The organism is uncultured Hymenobacter sp. (assembly GCF_964242765.1).
Lineage (GTDB): Bacteria > Bacteroidota > Bacteroidia > Cytophagales > Hymenobacteraceae > Hymenobacter.
Genome location: NZ_CAXTBM010000004.1, coordinates 129,980 through 147,780, shown reverse-complemented (window position 1 = coordinate 147,780; position 17,801 = coordinate 129,980). Strand labels below are relative to the sequence as shown.

Here is a 17,801-nt window from a genome sequence, read left to right as displayed (position 1 = left end):
GGCTTTCCTCTTGTTTAACCACCTGTATGCCACCGCCGCTCAACAAAGGGTTGAGGCACGCTGGCCGTAACCGGCGAAGCTACTTGCGTAGCGGGTTTAGTGCTGCTGTAAGCCGGGCACTTGGTGCTGCAAGAGCTAAGGCCTGCAAGACCTAAAGCAACAAAAAGCAGAGCTGTTTTCATATATAAGTGCAACTAAGTAAACGTGTAGGCGAAGTCAAAGTACTTGAAATTAAGACTTTCCGAATAATAACGTACAAAAAGCCTTAAAATTGTTCTGACCTTTAGTAGCATCAAGCAAATGTCCCAAAGAAAAAGGTCACCTTCCGCATAAAGCAGAAGCTGACCTTTTTAGGTTCCGAAACCCGGAACAGTATTTTCCACTCTGGCTTACTGACGGGCTGCTGGAGTAGTAGCCGTGGAGGCCGTAATAGGGGTAGAGACGCGGTTGGCGGCTTTTGTGCTAGAGTAAGCCGGACATTGCGTTTTGTTGCACGCACTCAAACCCAAAACGGCTACGGAAGCCAAAAGGAGTAGCTTTTTCATCATCAAGTAGTTGAACAGAATTTATATAAAGAGGAATCAAGCTCAAAAATAGGACTTTCCAGCGGGCCAGCCAAGCCGGCTCACTGGAAAGTCAACTATATTTATTTATTGATAACCTAAGATGCGCATCATCGAAGCGCTGTCCTGTTTTTCCGCAAACACGCGGTCGGTTAGGTTGCCTTCTTCGTCCCGGTCGAGGATTACTAGCTTAGGAGCCGGAATCAGACAGTGCTTGATGCCACCGTAGCCGCTCAAGCTTTCTTGATAAGCACCCGTGTGGAAGAAGCCTACGTACAGCGGCTGCTCGTCGGCTGGCTTACGCTCGGGTAAAAAAACTTGATATATGTGCTTCTCGGCATTATAATAATCCTGCGAATCGCAGGTAAGACCGCCGAGCTGGCATCTTTTGTACTGCTTGTTCCAGCCGTTGAGAGCCAGCATAATAAAGCGCTGGTTGAGGGCCCACGTATCGGGAAGGTTGGTGATGAACGAGCCGTCAATCATGTACCACAACTCTTTGTCGTTCTGAAGCTTCTCGTCCAGGATAGAGTAGATGGTAGCACCCGATTCGCCCACCGTGAAAATGCCGAACTCCGTGAAAACGTCCGGCTCTGGCACGCCCTCTTCCCCGCAAATGCGCTTAATGGTGCGCAGCACCTCGGAAATCATATACGGGTAGTCGTATTCGGGCTGAATCGAAGTCTGGATGGGCAGGCCACCGCCGATGTCAATGGTGGTTAGCGTGTCGCAAACCTTGCGTAGCTCGCAGTACTTGTGCACAAAGCGGCTCAGCTCCGACCAGTAGTACGACGTGTCCTTGATGCCCGTGTTGATGAAGTAGTGCAGCATCTTCAGCTCGAAGCGCGGATCACCCTTAATGCGCTGCTGGTACAGCGGAATGGCATCGGCGTAGCGGATACCAAGGCGCGAGGTATAGAACTGAAAGCGGGGCTCCTCGTCGGAAGCTAGGCGCATGCCTAGGTTGCACTTTTCCCGCACATGGTCGTGGTAATACTGCACCTCGTTCGGCGAGTCCAGAATGGGCATGCAGTTCACAAACCCGTCGTTGATGAGGTCGGTGATGTCGCGCTTGTATTCCTCGGGCTTAAAGCCGTTGCAGATGATGAACGTATCCTTGGAGACCTTGCCTTTGGCGTGCATGGCCCGAATGATGCTGATATCAAACCACGACGAAGTTTCGATGTGCACGTCGTTTTTTAGTGCTTCTTCTACCACAAAAGAGAAGTGCGACGCCTTAGTGCAATACGCGTAAGAGTAGCGGCCCTGGTAGCCAGTTTGCTCGATTCCTTCTTTAAACCACTGCTTGGCGCGCTGAATTTGGGTGCTTATGCGGGGTAGATAAGCAATACGCAGCGGCGTACCGTGCTTTTCTACGAGAGCCATCAGATCGATGTCGTGGAAGCGTAGCTCGTTCTGCTCTACGCTAAACTCCTGGCTCGGGAAGTCGAAAGTTTGGGAAATCAGGTCGTGATAGGTATCCATTGAAGGGTTTTAGGGGAGGCTTTTATATGGGCAACTGTTATTATGAGCAGTTGACGAATGATTTTCTCTCGCCTGAACACGTCGTTGCCAGGACTTGTTCTGCGGCTATAAGATCATTCGCAAGCGCAGGTTGACCGATGAGTAAGTGGGGAAGCTGCCGCTGAGCTAGAATTTCTAAACTCGACGGCTTTTGTCGAACTTGCGACCCGCAAAGATACCCCACCCGTGGGGTTTTGGTTGTGCTATGTTCGTTGGTCCCGGCGGAAGGTCCGTCGGCGCCAAGCCTGACCGGGCCGTGTCCCGCTGTCAATCGGCCAGCATGTAAACCACTCTAACTTTTAGTCTGCTATGTAATATGCGACGCATCAAGCTTTTGGAAGTACGGTCCGAACTCGGAGCCGGTACCCGAGGCGCCAGTATGGGCGTTGATGCCCTGAAGGTGGCTTGCCTCAACAAAGGGTGCGACTACTTCCGCCGGTTTAATTCGGTTGTCGTACCCGACCTAAACCATGTGCTCTTCGAGCCCAACCACTTCCCGTACGCCCGCCACATCGACTCGATTTACACCGTGCAGCGGGCCGTAGCCAGCGCCGTCGAGCAGACGCTACGCTTCGGAGAGTTTCCCCTGGTGCTGTCCGCCGACCATAGCAGCGCCAACGCCACCATTGCCGGCATCAAGGCAGCGTACCCGCACAAAACGCTCGGCGTTATCTGGATTGATGCCCACGCCGACATCCATTCGCCCTACACCACGCCTTCGGGCAATGTGCATGGCATGCCACTGGCTGCCGCTCTTGGCGAAGACAACCGCGAGTGCCAGCGCCAGCAACCCGACGAGGAAACCGAATTTTTCTGGCAACGCCTCAAAAACCTGAGTGTGCCCGGTCCGCGCCTTCGCCCCGAACACCTGGTGTATGTGGCCGTCCGCGACACCGAGCCCGAGGAAGAAGCGCTGATTGAGCGCCTAGGTATCCGCTGGATTCGTTTGCCTGAAATCCAGCAGAAAGGCTCCCGCCAACTCTCCCGCGAAATCTATGAGCACCTGCGCTTCTGCGACATGGTGTACATTTCCTTCGATGTCGATAGCCTCGACGCGAGTTTCAGCCGGGGCACCGGTACGCCCGTCGCCGACGGCTTGTACTTGTCGGAAGGCGAAAACCTGTGCCAGGACCTGCTGGAAAACGAGCGGGTGGTGTGCTTCGAGATGGGCGAAATCAACCCGACGCTCGACAACGAAAACACCATGGCCAACAACGCTTTCAACATCTTGGAAAAAGCCACCGAAGCCATTGAGCGCCGCCTACGTATGGATGAGGTGGTGAGTAGGTAAGTGCCGCGCGAGAATCGGTTTTGCAGCGAGCAAAGCGAGTAACCGGTATTGCTTTGGTATAGCTTCGGGTAGGAGTGTAGCTCGGGATCGTAGCGAAACCGATTATTGTGCTACCGTGCTTGTACACGTCTGTGCTATCTTTTTCCGATGCTATCTGGCCGGGGTTTTTACCTTTGCGGCAGTGGAAGCCCGGCGTGGCTGCCCATTCATTCCTTATGAAGCAGATTTTTTGGGTCCGAAATCAACGACGACTGTAGCGTAAGCCCCTACTTACGCCGACTGGCAGCGGAGCTTCACATGGCTTTAGATGCTACAGCGCAAGATGCAGCTTACGCATCATCCGCATTTTCGTCTCCTGAAAATTATCTTCCCGAAGCTGTTTTAGCTTCATTTAAGCGTTCCGCTTTTCCGTGCAACAACTCGAACAGAACCTCAAAACCGCGCTGGGCGCGGCTTTTCAAAACGTATTTGGCACTGACGTGCCTACCGCCCAACTGGTATTGCAGCCGACGCGCAAAGACTTTGCGGGCTCGTTCACGCTCGTCACATTCCCGTTCACCAAAACCCTAGGCAAAGGCCCCGAGCAAATTGGGCAGGCGGTAGGGGAGTGGCTGGTAGCCAACGAGCCAGCGGTGAAGGGCTTCAACGTGGTGAAAGGCTTCCTGAACCTGGAAATTGCTGATGCGCAGTGGCTAGCTGTGTTCGAGCAACTGCGGCAGTTGCCCGCTGGCGCTCCTGTAGCCACAGGCGGCCCGCAAAACGTGGTGGTGGAGTACTCTTCGCCCAACACCAACAAGCCCTTGCACCTGGGCCACTTGCGCAATAATTTCCTCGGCTACTCCGTGGCCGAGATATTCAAAGCTACCGGCGCCACGGTCACCAAAGCTAATCTGGTCAACGACCGGGGTATTCATATTTGCAAGTCGATGCTGGCGTACCAGCAATACGGCCACGGCGAAACGCCCGCGGAAGCCGGTATCAAGGGCGACCATCTCATCGGCAAGTACTACGTGCTGTTCGAGAAACACTACCGGGAGCAGATAAAGCAGCTGGAAGCGGAAGGCGTAGCCACCGACATAGCCAAGCGCAAAGCTCCGCTGATGCTGGAGGCGCAAGACATGCTGCTCAAGTGGGAAGCCAACGACGAAGACGTGGTAGGCCTGTGGAAGCAAATGAACGGCTGGGTGTACGAAGGCTTCGACGAAACCTACCAGACCATCGGCGTCGATTTCGACAAGTTCTACTACGAGTCGGAAACGTACTTGCTGGGCAAGGAGCGGGTGGAAGAAGGCTTGCAGAAAGGCGTGTTCTTCAAGAAAGAAGACGGTTCGGTGTGGGTGGACGTGCAAGCCGAAGGCCTCGACGAGAAGCTGCTGCTGCGCGCCGACGGTACTTCCGTCTACATCACGCAAGACCTAGGCACGGCCGAGCTGAAGTACCAGGATTTCCACTACGACCTGTCCGTCTACGTCATTGCCGACGAGCAGAACTACCACATGCAGGTGCTGAAGGCGGTGTTGGCCAAGCTCGGCAAACCCTACGCCGACGCCATCTACCACCTCAGCTACGGCATGGTGGATTTGCCTTCGGGCAAGATGAAGAGTCGGGAAGGTACCGTAGTAGACGCCGACGAGCTGGTGCGCGAGGTGGTGGAAGCCGCCAAGCAAGCCACGCTGGAAAAGGGTAAGATTGAAGGCCTCTCGGAACAGGATGCCGCGCAGCTGTTCCACATGCTAGGCTTAGGCGCGCTCAAGTACTACCTGCTGAAAGTGGACCCCAAGAAGCGGATGCTCTTCAACCCCGAGGAGTCAGTGAGCTTGGAAGGTCACACCGGCCCCTTCATCCAATACAGCCACGCCCGAATTTCCAGCATCCTGCGCAAAGCCTCCGAGCAAGGCGTAAGGGTGGATGCCTCGCTAACCAATCTCACGGAAATACACGACACCGAGCGGGAAATGATTCAGGAGCTAGGTCGCTACGCTGCCGTGGTGGCGGAGGCTGCCCGCGCCCAGTCGCCGGCTTTGGTGGCGCAGTATGCGTATGATGTGGCCAAAGCCTACAACCGCTTCTATACGGAAGTGCCAATTTTCATTGAGCCTGACGCGGCGAAGAAAGCCTTCCGCGTTGCGCTTTCTGCCCAAACGGCCCGCGCCATCAAGAGCAGCATGGGTTTGCTGGGTATTGAAGTTCCCGAGCGGATGTAATGTTATTCGCTTCTTGCTGCGAGGGAATACGCCAACACCATTCTTTCTTGCTGAAGGTTTCCTGAACAGATAAGCCCTTGCTGCTTAAACAAACAGCGAGGGCTTATTGCTTGATTGAAGTTCCGAATACGAAGACGATGGCCTTGTCCTGCGTCCTGATTAAAGAGATAATCTCCTATGAAAAGCGTAGCTGTCTATTGCGGTTCAAGTGCCGGAACCAACGAAATCTACACGCAGCAAGCCCATGAAATGGGCCGCGTACTGGCCGAGCGGGATATGACGCTGGTGTACGGCGGGGGCCGTGTGGGTTTGATGGGTACAATCGCCGACAGCGTGATGCAGCACGGTGGCAAGGCCGTTGGCGTCATCCCCGATTTTCTGGCCAACAAGGAACTAGCCCACAAAGGCCTCACCGAACTGCACATCGTGAAGACCATGCACGAGCGCAAACTACTGATGGCCGACTTAGCCGAAGGGTTTGTGGCCATGCCCGGTGGCTACGGCACGCTCGAGGAACTGTTCGAGGTCTTGACTTGGGGCCAGCTAGGCTTGCACCGCAAGGCCGTCGGGTTGCTGAACGTAGAAGGCTACTACGACCACCTGCTCCGCGCCCTCGACCACATGGTGCAGGAAGGTTTGCTCCGCGGCGAAAACCGCCAGCAACTGCTCAGTAACCCTACTCCCAACGGCATCATCGACCAACTGCTGGCTTACGTACCCGTGGAAGTGCCCAAGTGGTTGAGCCCAAGTACGACCTGACCGTGGTGTTGCACAAGCATCTAGAGAAAACGCTAAGTTGGAACAGCGCGGCAAGCGGCAAACAAACTTGGGAGCCACTAAATAGTTTAGTGCTGAAATCAAGGTTTCTTTGTTAAGCTGCTGAGGCTTGGGTCCGAGGTACAGCCAACATCACTAATTAATAACCTGCCACTTCTGTGATATGAAAAGTTTACTACTACTTGGTGTATTGGCCGCTTGTGGCCTCTCTTTTACTGTCTCCAACCCCTCTGCTAGCATCCCTGCCATGACCGAAACCACTGCTCCGGCTACCGTGTACGATTTCACCGTTACGTCCATTGATGGCAAAGACGTGAAGCTAAGCCAGTACAAAGGCAAGAAGCTGCTCATCGTGAACACAGCTTCGGAATGTGGCTACACGCCCCAGTACAAAGAGCTAGAGGAACTCTACAAAAAGCACGGCGACAAAGTGACCGTACTCGGCTTTCCGGCCAACAACTTCGGTGGGCAGGAACCCGGCACCAACGAGCAGATTTCCAGCTTCTGCGAGAAAAACTACGGCGTCACGTTCCCGCTCTTCTCGAAAGTATCCGTGAAAGGCGACGACACGGCTCCCCTCTACAAGTTCCTGTCTGATAAGGCTAAGAACGGCACCGTGAGCGACGCGCCAAGCTGGAATTTCTGCAAATACCTCGTTGATGAGCAGGGCCACGTTGTAGGCTTTTATCCATCGAAGGTGAAGCCAATGAGCGAAGAATTGGTAGCTGCTATTCTGAAGTAAGCAGTTGCGTTCCGCAGTACCTTTGCGTCCTCGGTTGGTGTCCTTGATCTGGCGTTTGCTGCGTCGAGGACAACAGCCGAGGACAACGCTTTTCTATCTTGTTATGACTGCCTCTAACCCTACTTCTCCCGTCGCACCTAATAGCCCCACTAAGGCCTGGGTTTCAGCTTTTCGGCCGCGTACCTTGCCTTTGGCATTGGCCAGCATTCTCACGGGTGGGTTCCTGGCGGCTTCCCACGGCCACTTTCGGGGCGAAGTAGTAGGCTTGGCGGCCCTCACCACCATCCTGCTTCAGATCCTAAGCAACCTCGCCAACGACTACGGCGACTCGCAAAACGGCGCCGACAGCATGCACCGCGAGGGGCCGCAACGGGCAGTGCAGAGCGGAGTCATCACACCCGAGCAAATGAAGCGCGGAATGAAACTCTTCAGTCTGCTTTCGTTGCTGAGCGGTTTGGCGCTGCTGTGGGTGGCGCTGGGCACGGCGGGCGCCTGGATTTTCGTTACTTTCTTCGTGCTGGGCTTAACGGCTATCTGGGCGGCCGTCAACTATACGGCTGGCTCTAAGCCGTACGGCTATGCGGGCCTGGGCGACTTATCGGTATTTCTGTTTTTTGGCATTGTGGGGGTGTGCGGCACGTATTTCCTGCAAACCCGCACCTTGCCGTTGAGCGTGCTCTTGCCGGCGGCTGCCCTAGGCTGCTTCGCCACCGCCGTGCTCAACGTCAACAACATCCGCGACATTCGCTCCGACGAACTGGCTGGCAAAATCACGATTCCGGTGCGGCTAGGCCCGGCGCATGCCCGCCGCTACCACTGGCTGCTGTTGCTGCTCGGCTTCGGTTGCGCGGTGGTGTATGTGGCGCTTTCGTATCATTCAGTGTGGCAATGGCTGTTTGTGCTGGCGGCTCCGCTGCTGCTCTTCAATGCCCGCGCCGTGTGGCAGCGCCAAGATTCCATGCAACTCGACCCGCTGCTCAAGCAAATGGCATTAACCACGCTGGTGTTCACGATGCTGTTCGGAATAGGGCAGGTGATATAGAGCAGAATTAGAAAAGCAGAAGCCCAGTTCTGAGCTGGGCTTTTTTGAGTAGTAACTAATACATGCAACACTATTGCATGTAATGTTTTATCTGCTAAATTTGCAACATTGTTGCATATATACAAAAGCCTGATGGACTTGTACGACGCTCTTATAATAGGAGGGAGCAATGCCGGATTAAGCGCTGCTATGGTATTAGGCCGCTCGTTGCGCCATGTGCTTGTCCTCGATAACAACCAGCCCTGCAACCGTCAAACCCCTTATTCGCACAACTTTCTGACCCGCGACGGCGAAACGCCTGCGGCCATTGCGACTATTGCCCGTGAGCAGGTGCTCTGCTACCCAACGGTAACCCTGCAAACCGACACCGCCATGGCAGCAAGTGCAGAGGACAGCGGTTTCAGGGTGGAAACGGCGTATGGCAAGGTGCTTCATGCCCGTAAGCTGCTGCTTGCTACCGGTCTGAAAGATGAGATGCCACCTATTTCAGGCGTTGCCGATTGTTGGGGAATTTCGGTGCTACACTGCCCATACTGCCACGGCTACGAGGTGCACGGCCAAAAATTAGGCCTTCTTGCCAACGGAAATATGGCGGCGGAACTAAGTGGCCTGATCCATCATTGGAGCCAAGATTTGGTGCTGTTTACCAATGGCCCTGCCGACCTTACCACCGAGCAAGCCGACAGTATTCAAGCTCGCAACATTCAGATAGTAGAAACGCCGATAGCTGAAATAGAGCACACCAGCGGTTACCTCCGTGCTGTGCATACCACCGACGGTTCAGCGTATCCTCTTGCTGCCGTCTTTGCCCGCGTCCCGTTCCGCCAGCACTCTGATCTGGCCATGCAACTAGGCTGTGTTCACACTGAAAATGGCCTTATTCAAGCCACCGAGTTTGGCGAAACCACTGTGCCCGGTGTATTCGCGGCCGGCGACAACACGACGCTGATGCGGCAAGTAGCGGTTGCCGTGGCCAACGGAAGTAAAGCGGGCGTTTGGCTGAACAAGGAGTTGATGCAGGAAGGAGTATACAGCAGCTAGAAACTGGTATCAGGTTTTATAGATAGATAATACTTGCTTGCTACCTACCGGTGCGAAAGTGCAAGACTTTAATTGCAAGCTATTTATGTTTGCTTCGATACAGCTCCTACAGCCCTCACCATGCCCAACGTCCTCGACCAACTACCGACTTTTCATCCGCTCACTAACTCGGAATGGCGGCAGTGGCTGACCGAGCACTATAGTAGCGCGCCTGGCATTTGGCTAGTGTATTACAAAAAAGCAAGCGGCAAACCCCGGGTCAGTTATGATGAAGCCGTGGAAGAAGCCCTGTGCTTCGGTTGGATTGATGGCCTAGCGCGCCGCCTCGACGATGAGCGGGCCATGCTGCTCTTCACGCCGCGCAAGCCACGCAGCGTGTGGTCGAAGCTGAACAAGGAACGAGTAGTGAAGCTGCTAGCAGCGGGCCGCATGCTGGAAGCCGGCTTGTTGAAAATAAATGCCGCTAAACTAGACGGCTCCTGGGACGCCTTAACCGATAGCGACGCCCTGCTGATTCCGACTGACCTAGCCGAAGCCCTGCAAGCAACCCCAATCGCTCAGCACTATTTCACTGCTTGCAGTCCCTCCGTACAGAAAAATATTCTAGCATGGATTGCCAACGCCAAACGCCCCGAAACGCGGGCCCGCCGGGTTCAGGAAACGGTAGCCTTTGCCGCTCAAAACAAAAAAGCCGGGCCTTTTAACAATTGAGCTTATCGCGCCTAAAAGAAAAAGCGCCCGATGAATCGGGCGCTTTTTCTTTTAGGCTATTCTGTGGTTGGGGCCACGGGAGCTTCGGCTGAAGTGCCAGCTGGTCCGCCTTCCGGGCGCGGGCCGCGGCCTCCGCGGTTGCGGCCGCCCCGCTTGCGGCGGCGCTGACCCTCCGAATCTTCGGCGCGGGGCTCTCGGGCTTCACTTACGCCGTCCTTCGATTCGCCTTCTGGGCGGGGTGCCCGTGGCTCCCGTGGCGGACGAGCTTCTCTGGTTTCTCCTTCTGGCCGCGGCGCGCGGGGTGGGCGCTCGTACGGAACGGCTGGCGCCTGGCCCGCATCGAGGGCAGCTAGTGCGGCTTGCGCTTTTGCTATGCGTTCCTGATGCTTCGGGTCTTTCGGGTCGGGGGCACCGGCGCGGGCGGGGCGGTTGCTATCGCGGCCACCGCCACCACTGCGTGGGCTCCGGTCACCTTCCGGCCGAGGGCCCCGGTCGCGGCTGCCACCACCGGAGCGGCCACCGCGTTCGGGTCGGCCCCCAACTTTGCCGTGCAGCCCCGCGAAGCGTTTCGGGTCGAACTCCGGGGCCGGGCCGAGGCCTAGCTCTTCGGTGATGCTCTGCTTTTCCACTTCGCGCTCGATGAGCTTCTCGATCTTCACTACCCGGTCCTGGTCTTGGTCGGCAATGAAGGTGATGGCCGTGCCTTTGGTGGCAGCGCGGGCCGTGCGGCCGATGCGGTGCACATAATCCTCGGCGGCGCGGGGAATGTCGTAGTTCACCACGTGGCTCAGCGAGTCGATATCAATGCCGCGGCTTAGTACATCGGTGGCGACCAGGATGGGGAACTTCTTGTTTTTGAATTCGCGCATGATTTGCTCGCGCTCCTCCTGCGTGCGGTCCGAGGAAATACCTTGGGCCTCGTAGCCGAGCTTGTTGATGGCCCGTACGATACCGGCTACGGCCGCTTTCTGGCTGGTAAACAGCACCATGCTTTGCACCTCCTGCGTTTTGAGAAGATGTTCGAGGAGGTAGATTTTCTGGCGGTCGAAGGCCATGTAAAACTGCTGGTCGATGCCGGCCGCGGGCTTGGATACGGCCAGCCGGATTTCCTCGGGGTCTTGAAGAATCTGGCGCGAGAAGTCCCGGATTTTGTTGGGCATGGTGGCCGAGAACAGCAGTGTCTGCCGCTTTTTGGGCAACTGCCGCACGATGTTCAGGATATCGTCGGAGAAGCCCATGTCCATCATTTTGTCGGCCTCGTCGAGCACCAAATACTTGATTTCATCGAACTTCACGTAGCCCATTTGCAGGTGCGCAATCAGGCGGCCGGGGGTGGCAATAATAATGTCGGCGCCGCTGGTGAGGGCGCGCTTCTGCTGCTCCCAGTTCTCGCTTTTGCCGCCGCCATAAATGGCAATGCTGCTGGCTTCTACAAAGTAGCCGAAGCCGGTTACTTGCTCATCAATCTGAGTAGCTAGCTCGCGCGTGGGCACCAGAATGAGCGTGGAAGTGGTACCGTGCTTGGCGTGCGAAATCTTGTCGAGCAGCGGCAGCAGGTACGCGGCCGTTTTGCCGGTGCCGGTTTGGGCGCAGGCAATCAGGTCTTTGCCTTCGATAATTTTGGGAATGGCTTGCTCCTGAATAGGGGTAGCATTCTGGTAATTCATGGCGTCCACGCCGGCTAGAAGGTCGTCGTGGAGGTTGAACTCGTGAAACGTCAAGGTGTAGCGAATTAAGATGAATAAATGGCTGACCTTGCTTTCCCGGTCAGCTGAACCGCTTGTCTTCCTGTAACAAAGATACGAGAATCGGCGGCGGCAGCGCTCAGCTTACGATTCCAGAATTTCCAGTTGCGCCCGTAGGTCTTCTTCCCGGATAGGATAGGATTGGCCCGCGCGTATCGTCTGGTACATAGCTTCAAACAAGCCCATGTAGTTGCCGCGCAAGGGCTCCAAGTTTGTTGCAAGTTTTTCGCCGCCTTCGCTCATCAGCGTGAGCGTGCCGGTTGCCTCGGCAGGTTCTATGCCGTACGTGTCATCGAGCGGTGAAAGGCCGCCGTCGAGCTGGCTTTCCTGCACGTCGGTGCGGCCTTTGCGCAAACTGCCGCGGGTGCCGTGCAGCACGTAGGCCGGGCCGGGGTCGGCTACCAGCAGGCTGGTGGTCAGATACACGTTCAGCCCAGTGGGGTAGAGCAGGTGCAGCTGAAAGTAGTCGGTGACGCGGGAATTAGGGCGGAAGCTGCCAAACGTTCTGCGAAACTCCGAGGGGCGCCCGAACAGGCTAAGGGCTTGGTCGAGGATATGCGGGCCCAAGTCGTAGTGCAGGCCGGCGCCCGGCGTAGTAGGCTCTTCTTTGAAGACTTTGGTGTGGATGGCTTCCTTGTACCGATCATAGCGAAAATGCGCCTCGATAAGCTGGCCCAGCTGGCCGCTTTCTACCACTTGCCGCACGGCCATAAAGTCACTGTCCCAGCGCCGGTTCTGGTAGCCAAATACGTGGCGGTTCATTTCGCGAGCTAGCGCATACAGGGCGTCGATATCAGCGGTAGAAGTGCCCACGGGCTTCTCGATAAGCACGTGCTTGCCGGCGCGCAAGGCGTCCATAGCCAAACTAACGTGCGAATTATTGGGCGTATTAACCACAACCAGCTCAATGGCCGGGTCGTGGAGCAGATCCGGTACGCTGTCGTAGCTGATAACGCCCGGATACGTGGCTTGCATTTGCTTGCGGCTGCGCTCCACCACGGCCCGCAGCGCGAAGCCAGGATGCGCGGCCAGAAAAGGCGCGTGAAATATCCGCCCCGACATACCGTAGGCGAGCAAACCAGTTTGGATAGGTGCAGTCATTTCGTAGTTGGTTGTTGATTCTTGTTGTTCTTGGCAAGCGTACGCAAAGCCTATGGCAGGGAAGGTATTGCATCGGCGCAGAATTATGCACCTTACGCCGTCAGTGAAGAAGCGTTAGCCCACAAAGTGCTTTCCGAACAACAAGAAACGAACAACGAAACTATGCTCGACCGTTTCTCGGCGCAAGCCGAACTCTACGCCCGTTACCGCATCGATTACCCGCCGGAGCTGTACGAGTTTCTACTGGCCCACACGACGCACCGCCAGCAGGCGTGGGACTGTGCCACCGGCAACGGGCAAGTGGCCGTGGTGCTGGCCGAGCATTTCCAGCACGTACACGCCACCGACATCAGTTCGGCGCAACTAGCCCAGGCACCCATTCGCCCCAACATCACCTACCAAGTGTCTCCCGCCGAGCACACGCCTCTAGCAGACGCTTCAGTGGATTTGATAACCGTAGGGCAGGCTGTGCATTGGTTTGAGGCCAATGCTTTCAACCAGGAAGTTCGCCGCGTGGCCCGTCCGGGTGCTACGGTGGTGGAATGGGGCTACGGCTTGGTGCAGGTGCACGAATCCCTGGATCCACTTATCCGGCAGTTCTATTCAGGAACTATGCAACCTTATTGGGACGAAAACCGCTGGCATATCGACGACGAATACGTGCGCATTCCGTTCCCTTTCGAGGCGGTGCAGCACGCGCAGTTTGTGGTGCGGCGGCAGTGGTCGGCGGAGTGGTTGCTGAACTACCTGCGCACTTGGTCGAGCGTAGTGAAATATGAAAAGCAGCACGGCCAGGACCCGGTACTGCTGCTTGCAAAGCAACTGACGCAGCTGTGGGGCCCGCAGGAGCAAGAGGTACAATTTCCGGTGTTTCTGCGTTTGGGCAGGGTAGGATAGGGCGAATGCCACCCGCCGCTGATACCAATGCCATGCTGCATCTTTGCGTATGCCTGACCATTCTATGCTGCCTTTTCAGGGCCTCTTCGTTCTTGAACTTGCTTCGGTGCTGGCGGGGCCCCAAGTAGGACAGTTCTTCGCCGAACTAGGCGCTCAGGTGCTGAAAGTGGAACCGCCCGCTGGCGACGTAACCCGCGCTTGGCGCACCCCCACTGAAACCCAAGACACCACGGTTTCCGCCTATTTCAGTTGTGCTAATTGGGGCAAGCAGTCCGTCGTGTTGGATTTGACTACCGCCGAAAGCCTTGCCGAAGTGCACCGCCTCGCCACCCACGCCGACATCGTGCTGGTTAGCTACAAGCCCGGCGACGCCGAAAAACTCGCTGTAGACTACGCCACGCTGGCGGCGCTCAATCCCCGACTGGTTTATGGCCATATCACCGGCTATGGCCCTGCTTCGTTTCGCGCTGGTTATGATGCCGTGCTGCAAGCCGAAACCGGCTTCATGCACTTGAATAGCTTACCGGGGCAAGAGCCGCTCAAAATGCCCGTTGCTTTAATAGACCTGCTGGCGGCGCATCAACTCAAAGAAGGCTTGCTGGCTGCGCTTTATCAGCGCGAGAAAACGGGGTGTGGAGCGTTGGTGCACGTATCGTTGCTGAACAGTGCCTTGGCTTCGCTGGCTAATCAAGCCGCCACGTACCTCGTGACGGGCAACGACCCGCAGCCGTTGGCTCGGGCCACCCAAGCATCGTTCCTTACGGCACCGTGTACGAAGCGGCTGATGGCATGCGGCTGTTATTGGCCATAGGAGCAGACCGGCAGTTTCAACAGTTGTGCGGCGTGCTGGCCCGGCCAGAATGGGCCACTGATGTACGCTTTGCCACCAACCTCGCCCGCGTAACTCACCGTACGGAGCTAGAGCAGCTAGTGCGCGAACGAATAGCCGCCGTGAATGGCGCCGCTTTACTACAGGCGCTAGAACAGCGGACGGTACCCGCCGGCGCCGTGCGGACGGTGGGGGAGGCCCTAAGCCACGAGTCGGCGCGGGAGATGCTGCTGCCCCCGACAAGTGAGTTTCCGTACCCTGGCTTGCGCACAGTGGCTTTTCGAAGCACCAGTTGGCCGGTAGCTGAGCGGTTGTCTGCACCTCCTGCGCTGCCCTAGCGCGTAGAAGATACCAAGCAACTGAAACTAGTGGTTTGCTACTTTGCGTAGGTAATAGCACTTGCCTAAGTTAATTTCCTGATTCAACTTATCGTGCCGCAGCTTTATGTGGTGCGTTATTCTCCTACTGGATGGCTAAGAAAAAGAAAGTGCCCGCTCTCATCGACACCCAAACCGACGACGGTACGCCGGAAGCGCCACAATTACCCGCTACCACTGGCTCGACCAACACGGATAACGCGGCCCCTAACGCGGCCGGTGAGCCCGCTGAGGCTCCCGCCGACCGCCTCGACCAGATTTTCGACGGCCTCAAACAGAAATCCTCGGCCAAGCAGTCTATCTACCGCAACACCATGTCCACGTTCGACCTGCTGCGCAAGGTGACGCAGGAATTGGTCGTGGAGCTGAGCCGCAAAATTACGCCCGTCGATTCCACAGTTGTTATCGAGTACCGTCCCATCAACGACATGGAGTTCCATATCCGGTTCTCCGGCGACTTGCTGGTGTTCGTTATGCACTCCAACATCGTCACTTTTCCCGACGAGTATGGTCCTATGCCCACCAAATACGTGGAGGCTGATTTCCGCCGCCGGTTCTTCGGGCATATCATGGCCTACAACTTCATGGCCGACAGCATCAAGTACCAGCGCCTCAACGACCCGGGCTACCTGGTCGGCCGCTTGCTCATCAACATCGATAACCACTACTTCCTGGAAGGTGTGCAGCAACTAGAGTTACCCGACAACGACATGTCGGATAATAGGGTAACGGCCGACGGGATGAAGCTGTTTGTGGAAAGCGCCATGATTGCCGCCGTCAACAACGACCTTATTGCCCCGCCGCTCGACGATATTCAGAAAATATCGGTGAAGCAAAAGCTGGAAAACCAGCAAGTCAGCCGCCCAAGCAAAGTCGGCTTCAGCTTCTCCCACGAGCAGCAGTTGCACCACATTATTTAGTGAACTGTCCTTGCGAGGCACGAAGTAATCCTTCCTGGCCCTGCGCAAAGCCTGGAAACGCGACAAGCCCTTGCCGTATGCACGAGCGTCAAGGGCTTGTCTGGGTAGGAAAAGTAAATCTTGAAAAGGAAAGATTGCTTCGTGCCTCGCAAGGACAGCAAGGATTACCTTTTCAAATACCCAACTTTCTCCCGCACTTTATTAAGTACTTCCGAGCCGTAGGCCTGCGCTTTGCGGGCGCCTTCGGCGAGGCGGGCATCTACTTCGGGTAGGTTGTTCATGTAGAAGTTGAACTGCTCCCGTTCGGTGACAAAACGGCGCAGGATCACCTCGTAGAGTGCCTGTTTGGCGTGACCATAGCCGTAGCCGCCCGCCAGGTAGCGGGCGCGCATGTCGGCGGTTTCCTCGGCGGTAGCAAGTAGCGAGAAAAGCTTGAAGGTGATGTCGGTGTCCGGGTTCTTGGGCGCTTCAAGCGGGGTGCTGTCCGATACGATGCTTTTGATGCTCTTAAGCAAGGATTTGTCGTCAACGAAAATGTCGATGATGTTGCCGTAGCTCTTGCTCATTTTCAGGCCGTCGATGCCAGGAACGGTCATTAGCTGCTCATCTACCCGCGCCTTGGGCAACACAAAGGTTTCGCCGTAGCGGTTGTTGAAGGCGGAGGCAATGTCGCGAGTAATTTCCAGGTGCTGAATCTGGTCTTTGCCCACGGGCACCACGTCGGCGTCGTAGAGCAAAATATCGGCCGCCATCAGCACCGGATATGTGAACACGCCCGCATTTACATCCGAGAGCCTGTCCGACTTGTCCTTGAAAGAGTGCGCATTAGCCAGCATCGGATACGGCGCAAAGCACGACAGATACCACGTCAACTCCGTCACCTGCGGCACATCCGATTGCCGGTAGAACAAGTTCTTGTCCGTATCGAATCCGCACGCCAGCCACGAGGCTGCCACCGCATAGGTGTTTTGGCGCAGTAGCTCCGCGTCGCGCACGGTGGTTAGCGAGTGCATATCGGCAATGAAGTACAACGACTCGTTGGCTGCGTTTTTCGACAGCTCAATGGCCGGAAGAATGGCGCCGAGCAGGTTGCCCAAGTGTGGGCGGCCCGTGCTTTGAATACCGGTAAGGATGCGGGACATGAAAAGAGTTGTTAGGTGGTAATTGCCAATTGACGAGACGAATTTCAGCTGCCCAACAACTGGAAACTGCTACTTACGCAACCGGCAACCCAAGAATTTAGACGCTCACATTAGCTGCCGCTTCTTGCTGTAGCTCGGCGGTTGCTTCTTCACCCAAATACCGATCAATCAGGAAGTGGGCTAGGTAAAGCACGGGCGTTAGCAGAATAGCAGCGGCGAATTTATACCAGTAATTCGTGTTGGCCACGCTCAGCACCTGATCTAGGGTCCAGTTGCCGAACAAGTAGAAGGCCACGTAAAGCACCACAAACGAATCGACGAGCTGCGAGACAAGCGTAGAGCCCGTGGCACGCAGCCACACGTAGCGGCCTTTGGTAGCGCGCCGCAACGCCTGAAACACCGTCGCATCCAGCACCTGCCCAATGCCAAACGCCGTGATGGAACCGGTGATGATGCCCAAGCCTTGCCGAAAAATGCTCTGATAAGCAAAGTCGATATTGAAAGGCCGACCTTGCGCATCGGTCTTGTTTACGTCCAGCCAGAATGCGGCCGGCGGCAACTTGGTGGTAGCATAAATCACTACAAAGGCGAACAGAATCAGGGCCACCGTCAGGTAACTCACGCGCAACACGCCGGCCCGGCCAAAGTACTCGTTGATAATATCAGTGGTGACAAACACTACGGGCCAAATGAGTACGCCAGCCGTGAGGTTGCCGGGCAGTCCCATCAGAGCTTCTACCGAAAAAATCTTCACTCCAATAATTTCTGCCAGCAGCGCATTCACTATGAAAATGCCACTGAGCACAAGGTAAAGCTGCTGCTTCTTATGAGACATCGTTTAAAAGTCTGAAGTAAGGACACCTGGCAGACAGGCTTGGCCGCGCAGTTGTCGCCT

14 protein-coding genes and 1 pseudogene are annotated in these 17,801 nt (G+C 56.0%); 10 read left to right on the top strand and 5 right to left on the bottom strand.

Annotated features, from left to right (window positions below; all coding sequences use genetic code 11):
* Nucleotides 1–650: 650 nt before the first annotated feature.
* Nucleotides 651–2,048: an arginine decarboxylase gene (locus ACFE7X_RS03075; RefSeq protein ID WP_375434190.1), complete on the bottom strand. Its 1,398-nt coding sequence runs from the start codon at nucleotides 2,046–2,048 to the stop codon at nucleotides 651–653.
* Between the two features lie 355 nt (nucleotides 2,049–2,403).
* Between ACFE7X_RS03075 and ACFE7X_RS03070 the strand changes: the two genes are divergently transcribed.
* From ACFE7X_RS03070 to ACFE7X_RS03040, 7 genes are all read left to right on the top strand, one after another.
* Nucleotides 2,404–3,378, top strand: coding sequence for an arginase (locus tag ACFE7X_RS03070; protein WP_375434189.1), 975 nt, complete (start codon nucleotides 2,404–2,406; stop codon nucleotides 3,376–3,378).
* 410 nt (nucleotides 3,379–3,788) lie between these two features.
* Nucleotides 3,789–5,582: an arginine--tRNA ligase gene (gene argS, locus ACFE7X_RS03065; RefSeq protein WP_375434188.1), complete on the top strand. Its 1,794-nt coding sequence runs from the start codon at nucleotides 3,789–3,791 to the stop codon at nucleotides 5,580–5,582.
* 177 nt (nucleotides 5,583–5,759) lie between these two features.
* On the top strand, nucleotides 5,760–6,341 hold the full coding sequence (locus ACFE7X_RS03060; RefSeq protein WP_375434187.1) for a TIGR00730 family Rossman fold protein: 582 nt from the start codon (nucleotides 5,760–5,762) through the stop codon (nucleotides 6,339–6,341).
* 181 nt (nucleotides 6,342–6,522) lie between these two features.
* Nucleotides 6,523–7,101, top strand: a complete 579-nt coding sequence (locus tag ACFE7X_RS03055) for a glutathione peroxidase (RefSeq protein WP_375434186.1) — start codon at nucleotides 6,523–6,525, stop codon at nucleotides 7,099–7,101.
* Between the two features lie 103 nt (nucleotides 7,102–7,204).
* On the top strand, nucleotides 7,205–8,143 hold the full coding sequence (locus ACFE7X_RS03050) for a 1,4-dihydroxy-2-naphthoate polyprenyltransferase (RefSeq protein WP_375434185.1): 939 nt from the start codon (nucleotides 7,205–7,207) through the stop codon (nucleotides 8,141–8,143).
* 108 nt (nucleotides 8,144–8,251) lie between these two features.
* On the top strand, nucleotides 8,252–9,184 hold the full coding sequence (locus ACFE7X_RS03045) for an NAD(P)/FAD-dependent oxidoreductase (protein WP_375434184.1): 933 nt from the start codon (nucleotides 8,252–8,254) through the stop codon (nucleotides 9,182–9,184).
* A 120-nt stretch (nucleotides 9,185–9,304) separates the two neighbouring features.
* Nucleotides 9,305–9,895, top strand: a complete 591-nt coding sequence (locus tag ACFE7X_RS03040; protein WP_375434183.1) for a YdeI family protein — start codon at nucleotides 9,305–9,307, stop codon at nucleotides 9,893–9,895.
* A 56-nt stretch (nucleotides 9,896–9,951) separates the two neighbouring features.
* On the opposite strand, the gene ACFE7X_RS03035 is transcribed toward ACFE7X_RS03040, so the two are convergent.
* Entirely contained in the window at nucleotides 9,952–11,562 is a 1,611-nt protein-coding gene (locus ACFE7X_RS03035; protein ID WP_375434191.1) for a DEAD/DEAH box helicase, read from the bottom strand.
* A 162-nt stretch (nucleotides 11,563–11,724) separates the two neighbouring features.
* Nucleotides 11,725–12,741, bottom strand: a complete 1,017-nt coding sequence (locus tag ACFE7X_RS03030; RefSeq protein ID WP_375434182.1) for a Gfo/Idh/MocA family oxidoreductase — start codon at nucleotides 12,739–12,741, stop codon at nucleotides 11,725–11,727.
* 30 nt (nucleotides 12,742–12,771) lie between these two features.
* On the opposite strand from ACFE7X_RS03030, the gene ACFE7X_RS03025 reads away from it, so the two are divergent.
* The 3 genes and pseudogenes from ACFE7X_RS03025 to ACFE7X_RS03015 all read left to right on the top strand — a co-directional run bounded on the left by ACFE7X_RS03025 (nucleotide 12,772) and on the right by ACFE7X_RS03015 (nucleotide 15,764).
* The gene (locus tag ACFE7X_RS03025) at nucleotides 12,772–13,638 is read left to right on the top strand and encodes a class I SAM-dependent methyltransferase (protein ID WP_375434181.1); all 867 of its coding nucleotides are present in this window, start codon (nucleotides 12,772–12,774) and stop codon (nucleotides 13,636–13,638) included.
* A 49-nt stretch (nucleotides 13,639–13,687) separates the two neighbouring features.
* Nucleotides 13,688–14,805 (top strand): annotated as a pseudogene (locus ACFE7X_RS03020) (CaiB/BaiF CoA transferase family protein).
* Between the two features lie 131 nt (nucleotides 14,806–14,936).
* Nucleotides 14,937–15,764 (top strand): hypothetical protein, encoded by an 828-nt coding sequence (locus tag ACFE7X_RS03015; protein WP_375434180.1) that lies wholly within the window; start codon nucleotides 14,937–14,939, stop codon nucleotides 15,762–15,764.
* Between the two features lie 164 nt (nucleotides 15,765–15,928).
* Here ACFE7X_RS03015 and trpS read toward each other — a convergent pair whose 3' ends face one another.
* Both trpS and ACFE7X_RS03005 read right to left on the bottom strand, forming a co-directional pair.
* On the bottom strand, nucleotides 15,929–16,906 hold the full coding sequence (trpS, locus tag ACFE7X_RS03010) for a tryptophan--tRNA ligase (RefSeq protein ID WP_375434179.1): 978 nt from the start codon (nucleotides 16,904–16,906) through the stop codon (nucleotides 15,929–15,931).
* Nucleotides 16,907–17,003: 97 nt separating this feature from the next.
* A complete protein-coding gene (locus tag ACFE7X_RS03005; protein WP_375434178.1) occupies nucleotides 17,004–17,741 on the bottom strand; it encodes a queuosine precursor transporter in 738 nt (245 codons plus the stop codon).
* Between the last annotated feature and the right edge of the window lie 60 nt (nucleotides 17,742–17,801).